The organism is Paraburkholderia nemoris (genome assembly GCF_905221015.1).
GTDB classification, from domain to species: domain Bacteria; phylum Pseudomonadota; class Gammaproteobacteria; order Burkholderiales; family Burkholderiaceae; genus Paraburkholderia; species Paraburkholderia nemoris.
The window spans coordinates 87,963-109,253 of the sequence record NZ_CAJNBO010000011.1; the positions used below are offsets into that span (position 1 = coordinate 87,963).

A 21,291-nucleotide genomic window follows, 5' to 3' on the forward strand; every position below is an offset into this window, starting at 1 on the left:
ATGCAGATGAACGACGCGAGCGTATCGATCCACTTGCGCGGACTTCGTCAGCGTTTCGGTGAGCAAACCGTGCTCGACGGCATCGATCTCGACGTGCCGGCGGGCACGACGCTCGCGCTGCTCGGCCCATCCGGCTGCGGCAAGAGCACGCTGCTCAAGCTGCTGGCCGGGCTGCTGCGTCCGGACGAGGGCTGCGTGATGTTCGGCGGCGAGACCGTCGCCGATCCGTCGCACTGCGTGCCGCCGGAAGCACGCGACCTCGGCATGGTGTTCCAGGACTACGCGCTCTGGCCACACATGACGGTAGCGGGCAACGTTTCGTTTCCACTGGAAATGCGCGGCGTGCCGCGCGACGAGCGGGTTGCTGCGGTCGCACAAGCGCTTGCGCGCGTCGGTCTCGAACAGATGGCCGCGCGCCGGCCTTCAGCGCTGTCCGGTGGCCAGCAGCAGCGCGTCGCGCTGGCACGCGCGATCGTCGCGCGTCCACGCGTGCTGCTGTTCGACGAACCGCTCTCGAATCTCGACACGCAATTGCGCGCCACCCTCTGCGACGACATTCGCACCGTCCTCGCGCAACTCGGCACGACCGCCGTGTACGTGACGCACGATCGCAGTGAAGCCGATGCGCTGGCGCACACGATCGTCACGCTTGCGCAAGGACGTGTAGCGCAGACTGTCCATCGATAACGGAATCGCTACAATGTATAAGCTACTTTCTTCTATCGTTTGTTCCCTTTTCCTTGCCTTCGGGCCGATTACTTCCGTGCAAGCGCTTACTGTCTACACCGCCGGTCCCGGCAACCTCAGCAAAAAACTCGCGCAAGGGTTCGAGCGCAAAACCGGCGTCAAAGTCGACCTGTTTCAGGCCACGACCGGCAAGGTGATGGCGCGCATCGAGGCGGAATCGAGCAATCCGCACGCAGACGTCCTGATTTCCGCATCATGGGACACGGCCCAGGATCTCGAGCGGCGCGGCTGGCTCGCTCCGTACACGAGCCCGAACGCGGCACACGTGCCGCCCATGTTCAAGGCGCCGTCTTACGTCGCGCAAGGTGTCTCGGCGCTTGGCATCGTCTGGAATACACGCGCCGGCAAGCCTGAGCCGCACGACTGGCGCGATCTCGCCGCGCCCGAATATCGCAATCAGGTGACCACGCCGAATCCTGCGCTGTCAGGTGCCTCGCTCGATCTGCTATTGGGCCTGCAGGACCGGCTCGGCGAAGCCGCATGGACACTATTCGACAGCCTGCACAAGAACGGCATGCTCGTGCTCGGGCCGAATGCGCAGGCGATCAATCCGGTGCTTCAAGGGGCAAAAGCAGCCGTGTTCGGCGCGGTCGATTACGTCGCGTACGGCGCGGCGGCCAGCGGCGAATCGGTCAAGGTGATCTTCCCGAGCAGCGGCACGGTAATCGCGCCGCGTCCGATGATGATCCTCAAATCGTCGCATGCTCAGGCGGACGCCCGGGCATTCGTCGACTACGTGCTGTCCGACGAGGGCCAGCAACTGGTCGCCGCCGCCTACCTGATTCCGGCGCGCGAAGACATCGATTCGCCACGGCCGCGCCTGAAAGACCTGAAACTGCTGCCGCAGGACGATGGCAGCAATACGAAGTCGCGAGCCGAGGTTCTGTCACGCTTTAACGCGCTGTTCGGCGAACACTGATGGCCAGCGTGATCGCGCAACGCGGCCTCACGCGACGCGGGTGGCGGTTGGGTCGCGTCGGGCGCACCACCGCGCTTGGTACGCTGTTCGTCACATTGGGACTGCTGGTTGCGTTGCCCACCGCCTTCGTCGCGTTGCAGGCGATCTTTCCGCAGTTGAATCACGGCTCCTTTGCGCATCCCTTTGCGGCGATCCGCTCGACGCTCACGCAATCCGACACGTGGCCGCTGCTCGGCAACACGTTGCGTTTCGGCGTCGCCGTGGCGCTGGCGAGCATCGCTTTAGGCGTGCCGCTCGGCGCACTGCGCGGCTTGACGCGATTGCCGGCCGCGCGGCTATGGGATTTGCTGTTTCTCGCGCCGTTTCTGATTCCGCCCTATCTCGCGGCACTAGGCTGGATGTTGCTGCTGCAGCCGCATGGCTATCTCCAGCAACTGGCCGGCTTCGATCTCGGCGGGTATCTGTTTTCGTTCGCAGGCATTGCGCTCACGATGACGCTGAGCGTGTTTCCAGTCGTGTATTTCGCGGTCTCACGCGCGTTGATGTCGACCGGCGGCCGGCTCGCACAGGTTGCGCGAGTATGCGGCGCCACGCCATGGCGCGCGTTCGTGCGCATCACTCTGCCGCTCGCCGCGCCGGCGATTGCCGCGAGCACCTTGCTCGCCTTCACGATGGCGATCGAAGAATTCGGCATTCCATCCGCACTTGGCGCGCGTGCCGGCTTCAGTTTGCTCGTGACATCGATCGAAGCGCGCTTCTCCGATTGGCCGATCGATCTGTCCGGCGCAGCGGTGCTCTCGGCGTTGCTCGCGCTCACCGCGCTTGCGGCCTTCATTGCGCAACGGCGTCTGCTCGCCGGCCGTGACTTCGATACGCAAACGGGCAAGCCGGTCGCTAGCGATCCGTTCGAACTCGGTCTCTGGCGCGTACCGGTTCTGTTGCTGTTCGGCGCGGCGGCGTTTTGCACGACGATCGCGCCGCTCAGCGCGATCGTGGCGACGTCTTTCGTGCGCACGCTGTCGGGCGGTTTGAGCGTGTCCAACCTGACACTCGCGCATTTCGCAGCAATCGCTTCGGTGGGTGAAGGCGCCGGCGCCCTGCTTACAAGTCTCGGTCTGGCCGCGGCGACAGCGGTCCTGACGGGCTCATTGGGGTTTCTGGCTGCGTGGATCATCATCAAAACGCGCACGCCTGGACGCGCGGCGCTCGACGGTCTTACGCTATTGCCCCATGCGATGCCCGGCATCGTGATCGGTGTCGGTTTGATCCTCACGTGGAACCTGCCGTTCTGGCCCATCACGCCGTACAACACGTGGGCCATTCTCCTGCTGTCGTATAGCTGCTTGCTGCTGCCGTATCCGGTGCGTTATGCGAGTGCTGCGCTGCGGCAGATCGGCGGCAGCCTCGAGGCCGCGGCGCGCGTGCATGGCGCGACTGAAGCGCGCGTGCTGTGGCGCATCGTCTTGCCGCTGGTGGCCCCGCCGCTCGCGGCGTCGATGATGATCGTGTTCGCGGTCGCATCGCGCGAACTCGTGACCTCGCTGCTTCTCTCGCCAAGCGGTGTGCAAACCGCATCCGTATTCATCTGGCAGCAGTTCGAGCAGGGTTCGATCGGCGACGGTATGGCGATGGGCACGTTGATGCTGGTGATCAGCGGCGCCGTGCTTGCGCTGGCGTCGCTTTGGACACGGCGTCTGGATGTGCTGCCTTGAATCGCGCCGCGCCGACGAATGAGGTCTGTCGGCGCGGCAGAACTGCGAATGTTACTGGCTACAAAAGGTGGGCTGATACTTGTAGACCCACGCGGTCTTCGTCGAACTCGGCGATTGCACCCAGTTCGTCATGCCCTGGATCGTATTGAAGATCAGTTGCGAGCGCGAAGTGACCTTGTCGGTGAAAACACCGTCGTCGTTCACGTCGACTTCGAAGGAGATTTCTGCGAGCGCCGGCGTGCCCGAACCGTTTGCGTACCAGACGGTCATCGTGAAGTCGGCGTCTTCCTGACCGAGATCGCTGGTCGGGCCGTCGAAGGTCAGTTCATGAATTGACAGGCCGCTCACCGGCACGAGCGACTGTGTGCTGATGCTGTCGAATACATGGGTGGTGGGGAAGAGGTCGTTGATGTCGCTCAGGTGGTTGATGTTCTTGGAGTTGGAGAGCGGCTCGTTCGTCGAATGCGAGTACGTTTGATTCGAGGGCGGCGTGATGTCGTCTTCGAGCTTGCTGCTGGCCTTTGACGAGCTGCCGCTGACATCCGTATTCGCCGAGGTGGTTTCGTTCGCTGAGCCGAACTTCAACTCGATATTGCGACCGCTGCTGTCATCGCGTTCACGCATCGAGTAGCCGGCCTGCTTGACGGCGCAGGTTCCCGGCGAGTCGTAGTACAGCACAGTGCGATCGTTGTCGGCGCTAAAAGTCTTCTTGACCGTGCTATCGAAGCCGTTTGCCGCAAGGCTGGCCTGAAGATCGGTCAGAAAGCGATTGGCCGTATCGACAGGCGAACTGTCGAACGCAACGGGATTGAGCAACACTTTGTATTCACGGCTGCCTACGCTCGGCGTGCCAGCGTGAGCCACTTGGGACGCCGCGAAAAGCGCGAGCGCTGCTGCATGATTCCATTTGATCTTTGTCATTTCGGTTCTCATGGTTGAAGGGGTACTGCAACCGTGACATTAGTTATCCGAAGTGACGTTGATGTGAAGTTTATGAAGAATTGCGGCAGTGAGCGCGACGTCACAGACTCGTCCCGCAATCACGCCTTATTCAAGCCGCTAACCGGCGGCCGTCCCTTTGAAACAGCGGCGCAGAACCGGTCAGCTATTGTTCACGCAGCGACTTTCCGTTCCGCTCCGAGAGGCAGTTCGGGCATGTCACGATCGGACTGCGGCACGGAGCCAGGCCGGCGATGCACGTCATGCGTCACGAAACCCTGTTCGCGGCTCGGCACATCGAACCACTCCCGATGCGCAAACGAATCGCGAATGTCTTCGAGACCGCTTTCCCAATGCTCGTGCATTGTGTCGACGCTGAACTCGTAGTCCTTGTAGTGCCCTTCATACGGCTTGTTCTTGTAGATCAGATGCACCACATTGATCGCGCTGCCGTCGGCCGCCTCTTCGGCGAGACGGAATAGCGGATCGGTCTTGCGCAGATCGGATGGAACATGCGCGAGCAACTCCTTGACGAACCGCGCATGCTTCTGACGATCCGCCAGCATGCTGGTAATCGCCCGCGTACGGCTGGAGTACTGGATGTCTTTGGCGCGCTCGGACACGTCGAGAAAATCTCCCGGCGCATTCCCTCTCGCGCTCCACAGATCGACCTGAAAAACCAGCGTATCTTTGTGGTCCGCATCGCGAAGCACCTCTGTCAGCGGTGTGTTCGAAACCAGGCCGCCATCCCAGTAGTACTCGCCGTCGATCTCCACCGCCGGAAAGCCTGGCGGCAACGCCCCTGACGCCATGAAATGCTCCGGCTCCAGACGCATTCTCGTGTTGTCGAAGTACACCAGGTTGCCGGTCCGCACGTTCACCGCACCCACCGAGACTCGGATGTCGCCATCGTTGATACGGTCGAAATCGGCGAACTTCAACAGCGTTTCCCTCAGGGCGGCAGTGTCGTAGTAGCTGACCGCGTTGGGGCTTTGCTTTCCGAAACCTGCCATTGGCAACGGGCTGCGCGGCGAGAAAAAACCCGGCTGACCCTCTGTCAACGCGCGGCTGGCTGCCCACAAACTTGCCCACTTGCGCGACAGGTCGTGCGCGCCGAACCCAGGCAGCATCCATTCACCCAGACCACCAACCCAGTCAAGCGGATGACAGATCGAATCCCAGAAGCCTCGTAACGCTTCCACGCGGTTTTCCGGCGCATTGCCGGCAATGATGGCGGTGTTAAGCGCGCCGATCGACACACCGGCGATCCAGTTCGGTTGCACACCGGCCTCGGCCAGGCCTTCGTAGACGCCGGCCTGGTAAGACCCGAGCGCGCCGCCACCTTGAAGCACTAGAGCGATCTCGTCGTAGCGCGGCAGCACAAACGCATCCGGCTGCCCGTTGATTTTTTTTGTGCTGCTGCGCATACGCGACCCCTTATTGCATTGACCAGCCGTGGCTAACGATCACCGACTGCCCGGTGAGCGCAGACGATTCGAAACCTGCAAGGAACGCAACCGTATTGGCGACGTCCTCGACGGTAGTGAATTCACCGTCGACGGTTTCCTTGAGCATCACGTTCTTCACCACTTCGGCTTCGGAGATACCGAGCGCCTTGGCCTGCTCGGGAATCTGCTTGTCGACGAGTGGAGTACGCACAAAGCCCGGGCACACCACATTCGCCCGCACGCCGCGCGGCCCACCTTCCTTCGCAACCACTCGGGCCAGTCCCAGCAAGCCGTGCTTGGCTGTCACATAGGCGGACTTCAGCTTAGACGCCTCATGCGAATGCACCGAACCCATGTAGACGATCGAGCCGCCCTTGCCGCCCGCGTACATGTGCTTGATGGCAGCCTTCGTGGTGAGGAAGGCGCCGTCCAGATGGATGGCCAGCATTTTCTTCCAGTCGGAAAACGCGTACTCCTCAATTGGAGCGACGATCTGGATACCCGCGTTCGACACGAGCACGTCGATGCTGCCGAGCTCCTGCACCGCGCGTTCGATGCCGCTATTGACTGCTTCTTCATTCGTCACATCCATTGCAACCGCCAGCGCCTTGCCGCCCGCGGCGACGATGCTGTTGGCCACCTTCTGCGCGTTCTCGAGATTCAGGTCGGCAATCACTACTGCGGCACCGAGGCTGGCGAGTTTGCGTGCGCACTGCTCACCGATACCGCTTGCTGCGCCCGTCACAAGCGCGACTTTATTGTTCAACGACATGTTGCGTTCCTTCCTTATCGGTTCACGGACCGTTATTGATTGACTGCGAGCTTCACGCTCTCGGTTGTGGCGAGATAATCGAGCGCAACCTCGCCAATATCCAGTGTGAGATTGGCGATCACATGCCGTGCGCCGACCACCCGCTTTACCGGCAGATCGGCGACGGGCGCCAATGCGTGCGGATGCAGTTCAAGCGCGGCGGGACCGGACCACGCACCCAGCACGCTCACGTCGCGCAGATAGAAACGCACGAGCTCGCACACGCGCGCCGAACCGTCAACGTGCGGGATCACTTTCAGCAGGTAATTCGGCGTGTCCGCAAGCTTCTTGCGTTCAACCTCGATGTCGAGCGGCACATGCTTGAAGCCCATCGTGCCGGTTGCGATACGTTGTGTGCCGTAGTCGAGTGTGCCGAGCAACGTGTCGTTGCCGTCTACGCTCAAGGTCGGCTTAGCCAGCTTCTTCGGAAAGCCCCAGATCTCGCGGCCGCCGGCGATCGGACCTTCGTCATCGAGGTACATCGAATGGGTGTAGTTGCCGAGGCGACCTTGCTGGTCTCGCACCGAGATGACCTGGCCGCTTTCGGTGTAGTCACCGAAGCCCGAAGAATCCGGCATGCGAATGAATTCGTAATGCACGAGGTCGTTTTCCGGATGCAACGGCTCCGGCACGATGGCGCGCAACGCATCGAAATCGGTCTCATACGAGATGATGAAGTATTCCCGATTGATGAAGCGGTACGGCGGCCGGGGGTAGGCTGGATTGTGAACGGGCATCGCAAAGGCGTCTTTGCGGATCGAAGCGAGGTTCATGAGACTCCTTTATGACTGGCACATGCAGCACCGGTGCAATGGTAGAGGCAAACCTCACGCGATAAGACCCATCATTCGTCAATAGACCGTTAACCACACTGCAACACTGCCACTGGAACTTTGGGCGCGTCATGCGAATCAGTGGATGTCTAAACACGCCTGAAAGGAGCGAAGCACACCGGCCCCAAAAAAAGATCGCACGAGCGCGATCCGATGCATAGCACCAGGCACCCACCTCGTATTGATGTCAGTGAGAAGCGGAGAACGCGTCGAACGTTGCAGCCGGAGATAGCGCGAACGATGCCCGCATATCTCGCGCCTCATCGACCGGTGAGCGTCCGAAGAAACGCTTGAACTCGCGACTGAATTGCGAGGGACTTTCATAACCGACACGTGCCGAGGCTGAAGCTGCGGTCAAACCGTCGCGAATCATCAGCAGGCGCGCCTGATGCAAACGCGTCGACTTGATGTATTGGATCGGCGAGGTGAGCGTGACGGTTTTGAAGTTGACATGAAACGCGGGAACGCTCATCCCCGCCTCTTCCGCGAGACGACTGACATCCAACGGCTGCGCGTAGTCAGTGTGAATTCGCCGCAGCGCTTTCGCGACCCTGCCGAAGCGCCCCTGATGCGCGAGTGCAGCCCTCATCGCTGCGCCGCGTTCCCCGATCAATACCCGGTAGCAGATTTCCCGCACGATTGCGGGCCCCAGCACCTCCGCGTCCAGAGGTGACGTCAGGGCTTGCAGCAGGCGCAGGGCCGCTTCGGCGAGGTCTCCCTCGAGCGGCGTCGATACGATCCCTAGCGGCGTGCCTTCCTGATGGCTTCCACTGCGATCGATCGCCAGTATCAGATCGGTCAATTCGATCAGATCGAGTCGCAACGTCACAGCCAGCATCGGCTCGGACTCGCTCGCTTCGGTTTCTGTCGAGAACGGCAGCGGCACAGACAGGATCAGATAGTGCTGGGCGTCGTAGACATACACCTCCTCGCCCAGAAAGCCCAGCTTGCGCCCCTGACACACGATCACGATGCTGGGCTCGTACAGCACTGGCGTGCGCCCCAACGGCCGGTTCGAGCGCATGAACCGCACGCCCTCCAGCGCGGACTGGGTGTACCCCTCATTCGGCGCCAGACGCTCAAGCAGGCTCACCATCCTTGCGGAAACTGGGTTGTCGGCAACTGTCACGAAGACTCCTCGTTCGCCAGATCGGATGAAGAAATTCTACTTGATCCGATCGGTGGCCCGCATCCACTTCAATAGGAATAGGCAATACCGCGATTGTCACGTGTATTCGCGTGCAGGAGCTCGGCTCATAAGATGGGTCATCGGCTGCACGGTGTGGCCGAAGCGCTCGGGAGACCGCGCCGCGATTGCTTTGCCGCCTCGTGCGCAGACTTCGTAGCCTCTCCCTCTGACAAACCTGCACAGCTTATTGGCACGGAGAACGCAACATGACAACGCAAACCCATCAACCCAAAGTCATCCTCATCACCGGGGCAAGCAGCGGTATCGGTGAAGCAACGGTCCGGCTGCTCGCCGCCCAAGGTCACCAGCTCGTGATCGGCGCGCGGCGCACGGAACGACTTGCGGCGCTGGCCGAAGAAATTCAAGCAAGCGGCGGCTCGGTTCGTTACAAGGCACTCGACGTCACGTCCGCCGACGACGTCAACGCATTCGCCCAGTCCGCACTGGACGCCTTCGGCCGCATCGACGTGATCGTCAACAACGCCGGCGTGATGCCTTTGTCGCCCTTGAGCGCGACAAAGGTGGACGAATGGAATCGCATGATCGACGTGAATATCCGCGGCGTGCTGCACGGCATCGCTGCGGTCCTGCCGACCATGGAGCGCCAGGGGTTTGGCCAGGTCATCAATATCTCATCGATTGGCGGCCTCTCTGTCTCGCCGACAGCCGCCGTGTATTGCGCCACCAAGTTCGCTGTACGCGCCATCTCGGACGGTCTGCGCCAGGAAACCGACAAGATTCGCGTGACCGTGATCTGCCCGGGCGTCGTGGAGTCTGAGTTGGCCGATTCGATTTCCGACGAAACCGCGCGTGCAGCGATGCGTGACTTCCGACGCGTTGCGCTGACGTCGGACGCTATTGCGCGTTCGATCGCCTACGCAATCGAGCAGCCGGCGGACGTGGATGTCAGCGAAATCGTTGTGCGCCCGACGGCGAGTCCTTTCTAACGAGTCTCATCTCTTTGGAGCAATTCACCATGACTTCACAAGCATCCACCCACCAACCGTTCGCCGGCAAGGTTGCCATCGTCACCGGTGCGGCAAGCGGCATCGGACTCGCCACCACCGAGCTATTGCACTCTCAAGGCGCGAGCGTGATCGCCGTTGGACGCGGCAGCAACGTCGAAGCGTTGGCCCGGCCCGGGATCGTTCCGCTCATCGCCGACGTCGCGCATGAGGAAAGCGCGGTGCGCGCCGTGGCCACTGCGATGGAACACTTCGGCAAGCTCGACATTCTCGTCAACAACGCCGCGATCATCATTAACAAGCCGGTAGTGGAGATGACGCTCGACGACTGGAACGGTATCCAGGCGGTCAACTCCACCGGCGCATTCCTGTTCTCGCGTGAAGCCATGCGCGCGATGATGCCCGCGAAGACCGGCGCAATCGTCAACGTGGGTTCATACGCGTGCTATCAGGCGTTTCCGCTGATCGCCGCCTATGCGGCCTCGAAAGGTGCACTCGCTCAGTTGACGCGTGCCATGTCGCTCGAGGCGATCGATCACGGTATTCGTGTCAATGCGGTGGGATCCGGCGATGCCGTGACGAACATCACGAACCATCTTCACGACGACGGCCCGGCCTTCCTCGCCGAGCACGGCAAGAATGCGCCGATCAAACGGGCTGCCGATCCGCGTGAAATTGCTGAAGTGATCGCCTTTCTGGCTTCTGAGAAAGCGAGCTATATCGTCGGCGCGGTTGTGATGGCCGACGGTGGAATGAGCGTGGCGCTCAAGTAAGGCGCTGGTCACATTCTTTTGAAACATCGCTGAGATTTTATTTCGTATTCCATATCTCTTAAGGAAATTATCATGAACAAGTCCGCGAAAATCTGGTTCGTCACTGGCGCATCGAAAGGCGTCGGCCAACGGCTCGTCCGGCAACTCCTCGCGCGTGGCGATTACGTCGCCGCGACTTCGCGAACCGTGGCGTCGCTGACGGAAGCGATCGGCCCCGCTTCGGAGCAGTTTCTTCCTCTGCAAGTGGATCTGACCAACGACCGGAGCGTGCACTCCGCCATCGCGCAAACCGTCAAGACGTTCGGCAAGGTCGATGTGATCGTCAATAACGCCGGCTACGCACAACAGGGAACCGTCGAAGCCCTTTCGGACGAAGAGCTTCGGCAAAATTTCGAAGTCAACCTGTTCGCACCGCTGTTGGTACTGCGGCACGCGCTCCCGCATCTGCGCGAGCAGCGCGGCGGGCATGTCATCAACATCGCTTCGATCGTCGGCTATCAGGGCGGCTACGCCGGCTGGGGCAGCTATGTGGCGAGCAAGTTCGCGCTTGCGGGCCTGACCGAGTCGCTCGCGGCCGAGGTGGCCGAGTTCGGTATCAAGGCGACCGTGGTCTACCCTGGGCCGGTGCGCACGGAGTTTTTGTCGAGCGGCGCGTTGGCGGTGGCCAAACGACAGATCGATGAATACACCGAAGCCAAGGCGTCGCTCGATCTGCACCTGGGCACGCTGCACGGTCATCAGGCCGGCGATCCGGACAAGCTGGCCATGTTGATCATGCAGACTGTTGATGTCGGCGAACCGCCATTGCACCTGTTCGCCGGCAAGATCGCCAACGAACTGGCGGCGCAAAAGGCCGCGGCGGTTCAACGTGATCTTGATGCGTGGAAGGGCTCATCCGAAGCGACGGACTTTGTTGAGTAACATCAAGACCGGGCAGCGTCCAGCGATGGACGCTGCCCGGCGGGAGAATTCCAATCTTGGAGATCGGTTGAATCACTTCTTCCCGTCTGACTGCCCTCCACCCAGCGCCTCAAGCAGTGGCCGCAGCGCATCCAGTTCCACACCAAACCCGTTCCAGTCCCCTGCCTTCAATCGCTCGATCGCACGGTCATAGTGTGCAAGCGCTTCGCGGGCACGCGCATCCGCTGTCCCCTGAGGCTGCGACGCGAGCGGACCACTTTCCTTGAACAGCGCCGCCAACGCTTCACCCAACGTTTCCCTCATCACTACCCGATCCCCATACGCAGCGATCACCCGCTTCAACTCAGGTAACTGCCCCGACTCCGCACGCAAGTACAGCGGCGAGACGTAGAGAATCGAGTTCTCAATCGGCACAACAAGAAGGTGGCCGCGAATGACACGCGAACCCATCTGATTCCACAACGAAATCTGCTGCGAAATCTCGGTGTTCTGCTGGATGCGCGCCTCGATCTGGAACGGCCCATAGACGAGCTTATCCTTCGGGAACGAGTAGACGACAAGCTTGCCGTAGTTAGGCGGATCGCAACGCGCGGCGAGCCACGCGATCATATTGTCGCGCTGGCTGGGCACCATCGGCAGCATCAGGACGAACTCTTCGCGCGGTTCCCCGGGCAGCCGCATGATCATGTAGTAAGGCGCCATCGGCGTGCCGGGACTATTCCCGCCATCAACGCCGATCAATTCCCGTGGGAACTGCCAAAGATCCTCGCGATTGTAGAAAACCTCCGGCGCATCCATGTGATACGCCCGATAAAGTTGCGCCTGGATCTGGAACAGCTCTTCCGGGTAGCGGATATGCTGCTGCAAATCTTGCGGCATCGTCGCAAGCGGTTTGAACAGACCCGGGAAAATGCGCTGATAGGTCCGCATGATCGGATCGTTCGGATCGCTGACATAGAAATCGACCGTACCGTTATATGCGTCGACCACAACCTTGACTGCATTGCGGATGTAGTTGGCTCCATCGTCGAAGCCCGGCTGCGCATAGGGGAACCAACTGCTCGTCGTATACGCGTCCTGCATCCAGAAAAGGCGCCCGTTGCTTGTGACGAGGTAGGGATCGTGATCGAGCCTGAGGAACGGGGCGATCGTACGCACTCGATCCTGAATGTTACGGTGCAGCAGAATGCGGCTACCGTTCGTGATGTAGTCGGTTAGCAGGATGTTCGGATCGTTGAACTGCCAGGCGAAGAGGCTGCGCCGCGCTGTGCTGCCGATGCCAATACCATCGCTCCCGCTGTAAGCCGTGTAGACGTTGTCCTTGCCCTTTGGGTAGTCGAACTCGGGAACGCTGCCTTTTACGATGACATAGCCCTCACCGCCTTCACCGAAATACAGACGTGGCTCACGAATGGCAGGGCCGCCGTGCGCGACGGGCGGAATATCTTGCAGATAGAAGGACGGCAAACCTTCCGTCGATTTTTCGGTGACGGGTGACATCACCACGCCGTTGCCATGCGTGAACAGGAGGTGCAGGTTGACCCAGGTCTGGGCGTTCGCGGGGAGCATCGAAGGCTCCAGTTCGCGGGCCGACAGCATCACCTGCCGATATCCAGCGTCGAGCCGGTAACGATCGATGTCGACGGAGAAAAATTTGTAGTACGTCCTGATCTCCTGCAACTGCGCATAGGTATCCATCAGCGGCTGAACATCCCATAGGCGGATGTTGTCGATGGTCGCGCGATTCGCCTCGAGCGAGGCGAGATTCAATTCCTGCTCGGCCGGAAACGGTTTTACCGCGATCTGTGTGAGGCCGTAAGCCATTCGCGTTAGCGCGATATTGCGTTTGATATAAGGCATCTCCAGTTGCAGTTCGCTCGGCTTGACATAGAGGCGCTGGAACAGCGCCGGGTAGATCAAGGCGAACACGAACGAGGTGCCGAACACCAACAACACCGAGGCGACAGGAATTCGATAGTCCTGCCGGCGCATATTGACCCAGCACGCAACGGCTGCAACGGCAGCAAAACCGACGAGCACCCACAAGACCGGCAGCTCAACGTGGATGTCGGTATAGCCAGCACCGACCACGACGCCGTTATCGCCATAGAGCAGCAGAAAGCGGTCGAGTGAGTAGGACCAGGCCTTCAGGAGAAAGAACGCACCGAGCAGCGCTGAAGCGTGAGCGGTGGCAGCGGCAGAGAGTACGCGCGGTGCCCGCTCGAACGCGATGTCGCCGCGAACCCCATACACCGCGGCTGCAACGAGCGCACTGCAGAAGATCAACTGCAGCAGCCAGTTCTTGAACACAAGATAAGCGGGCAACGAGAACAGATAGAAGCTGATGTCCTGACCGAAAACAGGATCGCGGTCGCCATAGGGCACCTGATGCAGGAAGCGCAACACCAGATCCCAGTTGGAGATTTCTCCGCCAGCGATGATCAACGCCAGGACAATAGCGCTGCCGGCAATGCTGGCGCGCCAGGGAATGCGCGGTGCGAGCTGGTCCGCCAGTTCACTGATGAACTCCGGCGTACCTGACAGACGGGCGGTTTCTACTTGCCAGCTACCGGGGCGCCGCGCGTAACGATGCGCAAGAAACCCCGACGCAGCTATCACGCTCGCCGACGCTGCGAACACGGCGGCAAAGAGGAGCGCCTTGGCGGAGAGCGTCGTCCAGAAAACGTCGACGTAACCGATTGAAGCAAACCACAGCCAGTCGATCACGACGCCAGTGAGGCGCCCGGCGACGATCAGGGCGCCTACCACAACCGCAACCACAATTGCGATGCGTCTGACGTTCATGCCGGAGCTTGGTTGCCAATGCATCGCCCCTCCTTTGCCGGGACGCCACGTGTGGCTGACTGCGATCAGGTCTGCTTAAACCGCTACTCTGCTGCGAACCTGGTTGACCGGTTTGAAGCTGGCGCGCAGCCGATGAATGATTAGGGTCACATAACTGATTGTAGTCCGGCGAGGCAACGCGCGTACGCTCACCGGTCCGGGCATGGATGAGAACGGATAAGCTCCTACGGCGCAGCGCTAGAAGCGCTCAATCATGCCGAACTGCACGCCGCGCACTGAAGCCCCTGGCCACGACGGCGTGAGCCCCGTCACATTCACCCCGCGCAACGTGAACTCACCCTGCCCGCGATTGCGCAACCATCCGGCGCTCGCATAAAGCAGAGATCGCTTAGAGAGGTCGTACTCGCACGCCGCGCTGAACTGATCGGCGTTGTTGTCACCACCCGAGCGGTCACGCAGATAGGTGTAGCCGAGTGACGCACGAAAGCGCGCACTCACGGCATAGCGCGCGGAGACCGATACACCGTCGTTGTGATATCGCGGCGTACCGCCATCGCCGTTGAAGAACGATAGAAAGCCAGTGACGGGGCCAAGAACGTACGAGACGCCGCCCAGGTTAGCGCGCAGCGCGCCGTCGCCGTGCGTCTGTTGATGCGCGTACGAGATGCGGAACGGTCCCTCGCGCCATGCGAAGGTTTCGATGTGGCCGGCGAGCCCGTTGCCATCATTGCTCGCATCGCCGTCACGCAGCGCCGCCATGATGGTCGTGGAAAATCCATGGAATTCCGGCGAGAGATAGGTGATCGCGTTGCTCTCGTAGGGCGTGATCTTGGAGAGGTTGTCGAGACCCGAAGCGATCGTGCCTGCGTCGAAAGCATCGAGGCCGCCCTTGAACGGGATATAGATAGGCGAGTACTGACGGCCGACGCGCACGGTGCCGTAAAGCGTATCCAATCCGATCCACGCCTGCCGGTTGAAGATCGTATTCGCGACGGCAAACGTGCCGTCAGCGGAACCAAAGCCGTTCTCCAAAGTGAACAGAATCTTGATGCCATCGCCGATATCCTCGACGCCGCGCAAGCCGACGCGCGATCCCCGATACGCACCGGAATCCATACGAGCAACATAGCCCGCGCCCGGATTGGTGATTTCAATGCTCGTATCGAGTGCGCCGTAGAGCGTGACCGAACTTTGCGCATGCGCAAGCGTGGCGTGCACCGCGATCGAGGCCAGCACGACACAGGCTCGCAACGCAAAGCGTGAATGGTTCATTCGACGATATAAAAAGCGGCGCATTCAATGCGCCGCATAAGGGACAAGAAAAAACCGCATGCGCGGCGCGTGCCGCTTACTGCGGCGGTAACGCGTAGGCAATCACATAGTCGCCGAGCTTGGTGCCGAACGAGCCATGCCCGCCCGCCGCGATCACGACATACTGACGGCCGTTGATCGAATAGCTCATCGGCGTGGCCTGACCGCCTGCGGGCAGACGTTCCTCCCAGATCTGCTCGCCGTTGTTCACGTTGAACGCGCGGATGTAGTTGTCCGCCGTCGCGCCGATGAACGCGACACCGCCCGCCGTGACGATCGGACCGCCCAGCATCGGCATGCCCATCTTGAACGGCAGAGGAATCGGCGAGCTGTCGCGCACGGTGCCTATGCGCTTCTTCCACACAATCTCATTGGTCTTGAGATCGATCGCCGAGATGTAGCCCCATGCCGGTTGCTTGCACGGCAATCCCAGCGGCGAGAGGAACGGATTGATCGTCACGCCGTACGGCACACCGTACTGCGGCTGGACGCCTGATTCCGTGCCGCTGCCTTTGGCGCCCTCCACCGGTTCCAGCGGGTTGCCCGGTCCGCGCGGAATCAGACGCGAGACGAACGGCAAGCCGATCGGGTTCGCGACGGCAATCTGGCGATCGGTGTCGATGGCAAGACCGCCCCACTCGAACACGCCCAGGTTGCCCGGGAACACGAGCGTGCCCTGTAGCGACGGCGGCGTGAACGTGCCCTCGTACCGCAGCTGGTGGAACATCACACGGCATATAAGCTGGTCGAACATCGTTGCGCCCCACATGTCGGCGTCGGTGAGGTTCTTCGACGGACGATACGTGAGCTGTGAGAACGGCTGTGTCGGCTCAACGTGGTCGCCGGGCGCCGCGCCCTGCGGCACGGGCGTTTCGGGCGCCGGCACGACCGGCACGCCGGTGCGGCGGTCGAGCACGAACAGGTTGCCGGTCTTGGCCGGCGCGTACACGACCGGCACGGTCTTACCATCCTTGCCGGTGATGTCGGCGATGGTGGGCTGCGACGGCTGGTCCATGTCCCACAGATCGTGGTGCACGCTCTGGTAGAACCAGGCGAGCTTGCCGGTCGAGGCATTGAGTGCGAGCAGCCCGGTGGCGTATTTCTCCAGCTCCGGCGTGCGGTCGCCGCCCCAGATATCCGGTGTCTTCACACCCATCGGCAGATAGACAATGTCGAGCTTCGCGTCGTAAGCGGCGGGTGCCCACGAGTTGGGCGAATTCCACGTGTAGTGTTCGCCCGGGCCCGGAATGTGATTCGGGTCCTTCGCGCCCGGATCGAACGCCCAGAGCAATTCGCCCGTGCGCACGTCATAGCCGCGGATCACACCCGACGGCTCGCGGTTCGAGAAGTTGTCCTCCACCGCGCCCGCCACGACGATCACCTTGCTAGTGATGATCGACGGTGAGGTGGGCTCGTACATCCCCGGCGTTGTGACCGGTTGGGCGTGCTGAAGGTCGAGGTCGCCGTTGTTGCCGAAGCCCGCGCAACGTTCGCCCGTCAGCGCGTCGAGGGCGTAGAGGTGGCCGTCGTTGACCGGCAGGAAGATGCGGCGCGTACAGGCGGCCGTAGCGGGCCCTGAGGCGTCTGCGACGGCGACGCCCGAGGCAGGTGTGGCGGCAGCGCCCGAGGCGTCCGCGGGGGCTGCAGCGGCATCGCTCGCCGGCGCCGTAGCGGGTGCGGCCGCCGTGGCACTAGTCGACAGATCGACATACGACACGCCGCGGCACGTCACGTGCTGGAACGACGGATCGTTCTTCAGCCGCGGATCGAACTTCCACTTGAGCGTGCCCGTCTTCGCGTCGAGCGCGAACAGGATCTGATGCGGCGAGCATAGGTAAAGCAGATCGCCGATCTTGATCGGCGTGACTTCGTTGGTAATCTCGACAGGATCGTTGGGCCCCTTCATGTCACCCGTGCGGAAGGTCCAGGCCACCTGGAGATTCTTCACGTTCTCAGGCGTGATCTGCTGCAATGGCGAGTAGCGCGTGCCTTCCTGAGTGCGCCCATAGGCGGGCCAGTCGGAGGGGTCGATCCCGGTGCTGGCGACGCTCGCCGGCGCGGCAGCGTTCAGTGTGCCGTTGACCTGTTGCGGATCGTTGAAGGTGGCGTACACGAGTATGCCCGCCCATGCCACGAGTGCGACGACGAGCGAAGTGACACCCAGCTTTCGCTCCCCCTCCAGCCGCCAGCTCACAAGAAGCAGCAACCACACGCCGAAGATGACGAGTACACCGGAGCGCGGCGCGAGTGCCCAAAAGTCGGGACCCGACTCGAAGAGTGCCCAGATCGCCGTGCCGATCAGCACGAGCGCATAAAGCAGGAGCGCGGCGGGACTGCCTCGCCAAAGCAGCCAGGCCACGCCCAACAGCACGATGCCTGTGATGACGTAGTAGGCCGAGCCGCCGACCGCCAGCAGCCATACGCCACCGATCAACAGATAGAGCGCGGTCAGCACCGTAAAGAGCAAGGTGATGCCGCCGATCACGCCCCGCGAATTCGATTGACTGGTCATGGATCTCTACCCTCTTGAGTGGATACCGCCTGCCAGTGGTACCGACATCGAATTCGCATGCCGGCGCACGGTAAAAAGCATATCAGAACGCTAACTACACATATTAGGAGACGGATCGACCATCTGGAATGACATATTCGTTGTAGAGCCGGCTACTGTGCTTCGTGCCGCCCGATCAGATGTGCCGCGAGCTGGATGGCATAAACGGCCGAACCCGTTACCACGCCTGTTATCAACACGCCGAGCAGTCCAAGCAGAACCGCGATGATGAGACCCGGTGTGGTGGTCGGCACCACGTCGCCGTAGCCGATAGTCAGCGCCGTGACCGCGCAAAAATAGAAGGTGTGGCCTAACGATGAGGGCGTGCGTGTGGCTACATCGACGGCCCCGCCAATGTAATACATGGCGACCGTCAAAATGAAGAAAAGGATCAGCAGCATCGCCAGAATGGCGCGCAGATGCCAGAGAACCCTGGCAAACTCGGCAATTGCCCGTTGCGGCTGGATTCGGGTGCGAGCAGCGTTTTCGCCGGCATTGTCCATGTCATGAACCTCAGAGATGCGCGCCGCTTTGCGCGACACGGCATCCGCTGCTTGCACTCGAAATAGCGCGTGATGACGCGCGGCTTAGACCAGCGTCAGCTTGACGTCGATGTTGTTGCGTGTGGCGTTCGAATAAGGACAGACGATGTGCGCCTTGGCGATCAGTGCTTCCGCCTCTGCGCGGTCCATGCCCGGCAGCGAGATTTTCAGTTCGACTTCGATGCCGAAGCCATTGGGGATCTGTCCGATGCCGACATTGCCATCAATGGCGACGTCTTTTGGCAGCGCGATCTTGTCGCGCGCGCTAACGAACTTCATTGCCCCGATGAAGCATGCGCTATATCCCGCCGCGAAGAGTTGCTCGGGGTTCGTTCCGTCGCCGCCTCCGCCGCCGAGCTCCTTCGGCGTGGTCAGCTTGAGATCGAGGTGGCTGTCGGGAATCGTCGCGCGTCCATCGCGACCGCCGGTGACGTGTGCATGTGCACGATATAAGACTTGTTCAATCGACATTCAAGACTCCTTTGTGTGCCAGGATGATCGACGCCTTACGCCGCCCTTTCTGTTCACGTTCTGCGACATGAGGTCCCGAGAAGTTGATGCCAAAGCTAACACGCATAGTAGTCGGGTCAACTCAGACCGGCAACCGGGACGGAGGTGCTTTCGCCTACTTTAAGCGGTCTTATGGCAGATTAATATGACATATTCCAGGTAGGCGCGCTGGTCTGCGGGTGAGGTTGCGGTGTGTGTGGCATGGGTTGCCGAAGGTCTGGGTTATGTGACAGCACTGAGACGGACGATGACCGTCTCAGTGCGGGCGGTTTCCGAACGATTCTTCGGCTGTACCGCGTTGCCAGCCGATGGCCTTTCTTGATCGCCTAGTGTTGCGCGACGATTGGTTGCTGGGCTGCGTCGGCTCTTAACGTTGCGGTAGTTTTCTCTGCCGGGGTTTGGTGTTGTGGAGCGTTTGCGGTGGCTGTCGGTTCGCCTGCTCGTTGCGCTACCTCTTCCGCAAGCAGGTTCGCTGCGTGGCGTGCCGTGATGCGGCTTTGCGGAACGCCCTTCGCATCGAGCGCAATCACCTTGTACAACTCGCGGTCGCATTCGAGTTCCTGCTGATATTGCTCAGCCGTGTCTACCAGCAATTCAAGAAGCGTCTGACGACGTCGTCTTTCCTCTAGCGTGATGGAAGGATTCCTACATATCGAGGACGCAAGTGTGATCAAGGTATCCAGTTGAGCCAGATGCCGGTCGCATAAATCGAATGCGGACAGGGCAAGCTTTTCGTACTGGGTTGCGTCGACTGGCGGACGTGATGCGGGTTGGTTTTTGTTGGACTTGCTCATGGTGACGATCTCCCTGTTACTTCTTGGATCGCCCGACACTCGCTGGAAACGTGGGTGAGCGGGCACGAAGTAGGGTTGACAGACCGGGTCAGAAACATGCCGGCGAGCCTTGCGGCTCCCCTACCAAGGCCCGCCCATTGAAATATAGACGTGCGAAGGTAGACGCACGACCCGCCTGAGCGGGTGTGCGGTTTCTGACTACAGGCTGTCAAACCTGATCGCCGGGTGTTTCCCGACGACTTTGTAATTATAAGGGAGGCGACCGACGTTGACTTCAATCTTGCAGGCTAAATGTTTGATTTGGCCGAACGGATAAGGAGAGATAGGACGAGGGTAGACAGGCTTCCGCGGAGGCCGCCATTCGCCCGTCTGCGTTGAGAGACCGAAGCTCAGCTACGCTCGAATCGCAGCGCCCGACTACGTTGCGTCGCGAGCAATACCGATCGGCCATTGGCGCTAAAGGTCAGGCACCGTCGCGTTTGACCCCTGCTATAAAGCCCAAGAAGTACAGCTCGCGCTCGTGCATCCCACTGCGAGGAAATCGGCGGTTCGCCGACGCGAAGAACTGCAGGAGGAGCAAGCCGGTGCGGTCACCAGTGGCAATCACGAGCGTCGACGCCGAAATAGCGCTGGTCAATGCTACGTTGTTTGTCATTGTTATCACACCGGAGGCAACACTGGATAAGTGACATGGAACATGGCGTCGTAGTTGCCGTGCCTGTGCCAGTCTTTCTTTGAGGTCAAAACGGCGCGAATCAACAAGCCATTCTGCGATACATGGTGGTTCTTTATTACAAGCGAGAGTTTGCGGCCTTTACATCGCTCCCCTTGAGACACGTTGCAAACAATCCATCCGGCATCGTAAGAGTCTTCCGGGTAGCTTTCGTCCGGTATAGCTTCGAGCTCCAACGTGTCCCCGGGGCGTAGCGGCGTCCCATGGAAGTGAAATTCGCATCCTTCGGTTTGAGTGATCACGCCACTGTTCCCAAACCCATCCACAACCCGGATGAAGGAAGGTGCGTCGTACGTCTGTGCCATGTTGATACTCGCGTAGTAGGCCTTCAGTGAACCAATCACATCAGCTGAATAGCACGCCACGCGCAAGGCCTGATGGCTCGTAATATCGTTAGCGTGCGCAAGCGGGTTCCGTGCTTCGGCGATCCGGTCGAGAAAGGTGCGTGCTTCGGCTACGCCTTCAGGAAATGCCCCTTTCAAGGCATTCTGGAAGCAGGAGCCAAAGAGCTGTGGGTGGCAAAGGATAGTGACAAGGTCACCGAAGAGAAGCGCATCGACCTCACGCGGATAGCGGTCCGGTTCCTTGAGTCGGCGCTCGGTGGCAGCCTTCGGGATCTCTTTCTTGATCGGTAGCTTGGACAGGGAAGCGTCGTAATGCGCGTTCAGCGCGTCATCTATCAGACGCCTTAGCCAGCGCTCCAGTGTTTCGAGCTGGTGGCGAACGAGGTTGCGCATCTCGTCGGTCGACATGTTCCCGAACAGCACTTCGCCCTCCGCTGCTATATC

At 60.7% G+C, this 21,291-nt stretch carries 18 protein-coding genes; 6 read left to right on the forward strand and 12 right to left on the reverse strand.

Going from position 1 to position 21,291, the window contains the following annotated elements:
- The 3 genes from KHO33_RS18410 to KHO33_RS18420 all read left to right on the forward strand — a co-directional run bounded on the left by KHO33_RS18410 (position 1) and on the right by KHO33_RS18420 (position 3,378).
- A complete protein-coding gene (locus KHO33_RS18410) occupies positions 1-687 on the forward strand; it encodes an ABC transporter ATP-binding protein (protein ID WP_234476602.1) in 687 nt (228 codons plus the stop codon).
- Positions 688-763: 76 nt separating this feature from the next.
- Positions 764-1,666, forward strand: a complete 903-nt coding sequence (locus KHO33_RS18415; RefSeq protein ID WP_236074685.1) for an ABC transporter substrate-binding protein — start codon at positions 764-766, stop codon at positions 1,664-1,666.
- Positions 1,666-3,378 carry an ABC transporter permease gene (locus KHO33_RS18420; RefSeq protein WP_200560965.1) on the forward strand — a complete coding sequence of 571 codons (1,713 nt, stop codon included), beginning with the start codon at positions 1,666-1,668 and terminating at the stop codon, positions 3,376-3,378. Before KHO33_RS18415 ends, KHO33_RS18420 begins: the two co-directional genes overlap by 1 nt.
- Before the next feature lie 51 nt (positions 3,379-3,429).
- On the opposite strand, the gene KHO33_RS18425 is transcribed toward KHO33_RS18420, so the two are convergent.
- From KHO33_RS18425 to KHO33_RS18445, 5 genes are all read right to left on the reverse strand, one after another.
- Positions 3,430-4,299, reverse strand: coding sequence for a hypothetical protein (locus KHO33_RS18425; RefSeq protein WP_200560967.1), 870 nt, complete (start codon positions 4,297-4,299; stop codon positions 3,430-3,432).
- A gap of 191 nt (positions 4,300-4,490) precedes the next feature.
- Complete coding sequence (locus KHO33_RS18430; RefSeq protein WP_200560969.1) at positions 4,491-5,744, reverse strand: DUF3734 domain-containing protein; 1,254 nt, start codon at positions 5,742-5,744, stop codon at positions 4,491-4,493.
- 10 nt (positions 5,745-5,754) lie between these two features.
- Complete coding sequence (locus KHO33_RS18435) at positions 5,755-6,537, reverse strand: 3-hydroxybutyrate dehydrogenase (RefSeq protein ID WP_200560971.1); 783 nt, start codon at positions 6,535-6,537, stop codon at positions 5,755-5,757.
- Between the two features lie 32 nt (positions 6,538-6,569).
- Positions 6,570-7,349, reverse strand: coding sequence for an acetoacetate decarboxylase (locus KHO33_RS18440; RefSeq protein WP_054033950.1), 780 nt, complete (start codon positions 7,347-7,349; stop codon positions 6,570-6,572).
- Positions 7,350-7,596: 247 nt separating this feature from the next.
- Positions 7,597-8,538 carry an AraC family transcriptional regulator gene (locus KHO33_RS18445; protein ID WP_236074686.1) on the reverse strand — a complete coding sequence of 314 codons (942 nt, stop codon included), beginning with the start codon at positions 8,536-8,538 and terminating at the stop codon, positions 7,597-7,599.
- Positions 8,539-8,804: 266 nt separating this feature from the next.
- Between KHO33_RS18445 and KHO33_RS18450 the strand changes: the two genes are divergently transcribed.
- From KHO33_RS18450 to KHO33_RS18460, 3 genes are all read left to right on the forward strand, one after another.
- Positions 8,805-9,545, forward strand: a complete 741-nt coding sequence (locus KHO33_RS18450) for an SDR family oxidoreductase (protein WP_200560973.1) — start codon at positions 8,805-8,807, stop codon at positions 9,543-9,545.
- A 29-nt stretch (positions 9,546-9,574) separates the two neighbouring features.
- The gene (locus KHO33_RS18455) at positions 9,575-10,336 is read left to right on the forward strand and encodes an SDR family NAD(P)-dependent oxidoreductase (RefSeq protein WP_200560975.1); all 762 of its coding nucleotides are present in this window, start codon (positions 9,575-9,577) and stop codon (positions 10,334-10,336) included.
- 72 nt (positions 10,337-10,408) lie between these two features.
- The gene (locus tag KHO33_RS18460; protein ID WP_200560977.1) at positions 10,409-11,257 is read left to right on the forward strand and encodes an SDR family oxidoreductase; all 849 of its coding nucleotides are present in this window, start codon (positions 10,409-10,411) and stop codon (positions 11,255-11,257) included.
- A gap of 72 nt (positions 11,258-11,329) precedes the next feature.
- Here KHO33_RS18460 and KHO33_RS18465 read toward each other — a convergent pair whose 3' ends face one another.
- The 7 genes from KHO33_RS18465 to KHO33_RS18495 form a co-directional block, all read right to left on the reverse strand.
- Entirely contained in the window at positions 11,330-14,062 is a 2,733-nt protein-coding gene (locus KHO33_RS18465) for a UPF0182 family membrane protein (RefSeq protein ID WP_407946182.1), read from the reverse strand.
- 237 nt (positions 14,063-14,299) lie between these two features.
- Positions 14,300-15,334, reverse strand: a complete 1,035-nt coding sequence (locus KHO33_RS18470; protein WP_200560981.1) for a porin — start codon at positions 15,332-15,334, stop codon at positions 14,300-14,302.
- A 76-nt stretch (positions 15,335-15,410) separates the two neighbouring features.
- Complete coding sequence (locus KHO33_RS18475) at positions 15,411-17,885, reverse strand: glucose/quinate/shikimate family membrane-bound PQQ-dependent dehydrogenase (protein WP_200560983.1); 2,475 nt, start codon at positions 17,883-17,885, stop codon at positions 15,411-15,413.
- A gap of 152 nt (positions 17,886-18,037) precedes the next feature.
- Positions 18,038-18,466 carry a potassium channel family protein gene (locus KHO33_RS18480; RefSeq protein ID WP_328822801.1) on the reverse strand — a complete coding sequence of 143 codons (429 nt, stop codon included), beginning with the start codon at positions 18,464-18,466 and terminating at the stop codon, positions 18,038-18,040.
- A 45-nt stretch (positions 18,467-18,511) separates the two neighbouring features.
- A complete protein-coding gene (locus KHO33_RS18485) occupies positions 18,512-18,937 on the reverse strand; it encodes an organic hydroperoxide resistance protein (protein ID WP_054033960.1) in 426 nt (141 codons plus the stop codon).
- Positions 18,938-19,302: 365 nt separating this feature from the next.
- Positions 19,303-19,770, reverse strand: coding sequence for a hypothetical protein (locus KHO33_RS18490; RefSeq protein WP_200560985.1), 468 nt, complete (start codon positions 19,768-19,770; stop codon positions 19,303-19,305).
- 660 nt (positions 19,771-20,430) lie between these two features.
- Positions 20,431-21,255: a hypothetical protein gene (locus KHO33_RS18495; protein ID WP_200560988.1), complete on the reverse strand. Its 825-nt coding sequence runs from the start codon at positions 21,253-21,255 to the stop codon at positions 20,431-20,433.
- Positions 21,256-21,291: the final 36 nt, after the last annotated feature.

What these genes read in the sequence shown, in the direction of transcription:
- KHO33_RS18470 (WP_200560981.1), bottom strand. Translation starts at nt 15,334, where the DNA reads ATGAACCATTCACGCTTTGCGTTGCGAGCCTGTGTCGTGCTGGCCTCG.
- KHO33_RS18455 (WP_200560975.1), top strand. Translation starts at nt 9,575, where the DNA reads ATGACTTCACAAGCATCCACCCACCAACCGTTCGCCGGCAAGGTTGCC.
- KHO33_RS18425 (WP_200560967.1), bottom strand. Translation starts at nt 4,299, where the DNA reads ATGACAAAGATCAAATGGAATCATGCAGCAGCGCTCGCGCTTTTCGCG.
- KHO33_RS18430 (WP_200560969.1), bottom strand. Translation starts at nt 5,744, where the DNA reads ATGCGCAGCAGCACAAAAAAAATCAACGGGCAGCCGGATGCGTTTGTG.
- KHO33_RS18485 (WP_054033960.1), bottom strand. Translation starts at nt 18,937, where the DNA reads ATGTCGATTGAACAAGTCTTATATCGTGCACATGCACACGTCACCGGC.
- KHO33_RS18495 (WP_200560988.1), bottom strand. Translation starts at nt 21,255, where the DNA reads ATGTCGACCGACGAGATGCGCAACCTCGTTCGCCACCAGCTCGAAACA.
- KHO33_RS18465 (WP_407946182.1), bottom strand. Translation starts at nt 14,062, where the DNA reads ATGAACGTCAGACGCATCGCAATTGTGGTTGCGGTTGTGGTAGGCGCC.
- KHO33_RS18435 (WP_200560971.1), bottom strand. Translation starts at nt 6,537, where the DNA reads ATGTCGTTGAACAATAAAGTCGCGCTTGTGACGGGCGCAGCAAGCGGT.
- KHO33_RS18450 (WP_200560973.1), top strand. Translation starts at nt 8,805, where the DNA reads ATGACAACGCAAACCCATCAACCCAAAGTCATCCTCATCACCGGGGCA.
- KHO33_RS18440 (WP_054033950.1), bottom strand. Translation starts at nt 7,349, where the DNA reads ATGAACCTCGCTTCGATCCGCAAAGACGCCTTTGCGATGCCCGTTCAC.
- KHO33_RS18475 (WP_200560983.1), bottom strand. Translation starts at nt 17,885, where the DNA reads ATGACCAGTCAATCGAATTCGCGGGGCGTGATCGGCGGCATCACCTTG.
- KHO33_RS18490 (WP_200560985.1), bottom strand. Translation starts at nt 19,770, where the DNA reads ATGAGCAAGTCCAACAAAAACCAACCCGCATCACGTCCGCCAGTCGAC.
- KHO33_RS18420 (WP_200560965.1), top strand. Translation starts at nt 1,666, where the DNA reads ATGGCCAGCGTGATCGCGCAACGCGGCCTCACGCGACGCGGGTGGCGG.
- KHO33_RS18460 (WP_200560977.1), top strand. Translation starts at nt 10,409, where the DNA reads ATGAACAAGTCCGCGAAAATCTGGTTCGTCACTGGCGCATCGAAAGGC.
- KHO33_RS18410 (WP_234476602.1), top strand. Translation starts at nt 1, where the DNA reads ATGCAGATGAACGACGCGAGCGTATCGATCCACTTGCGCGGACTTCGT.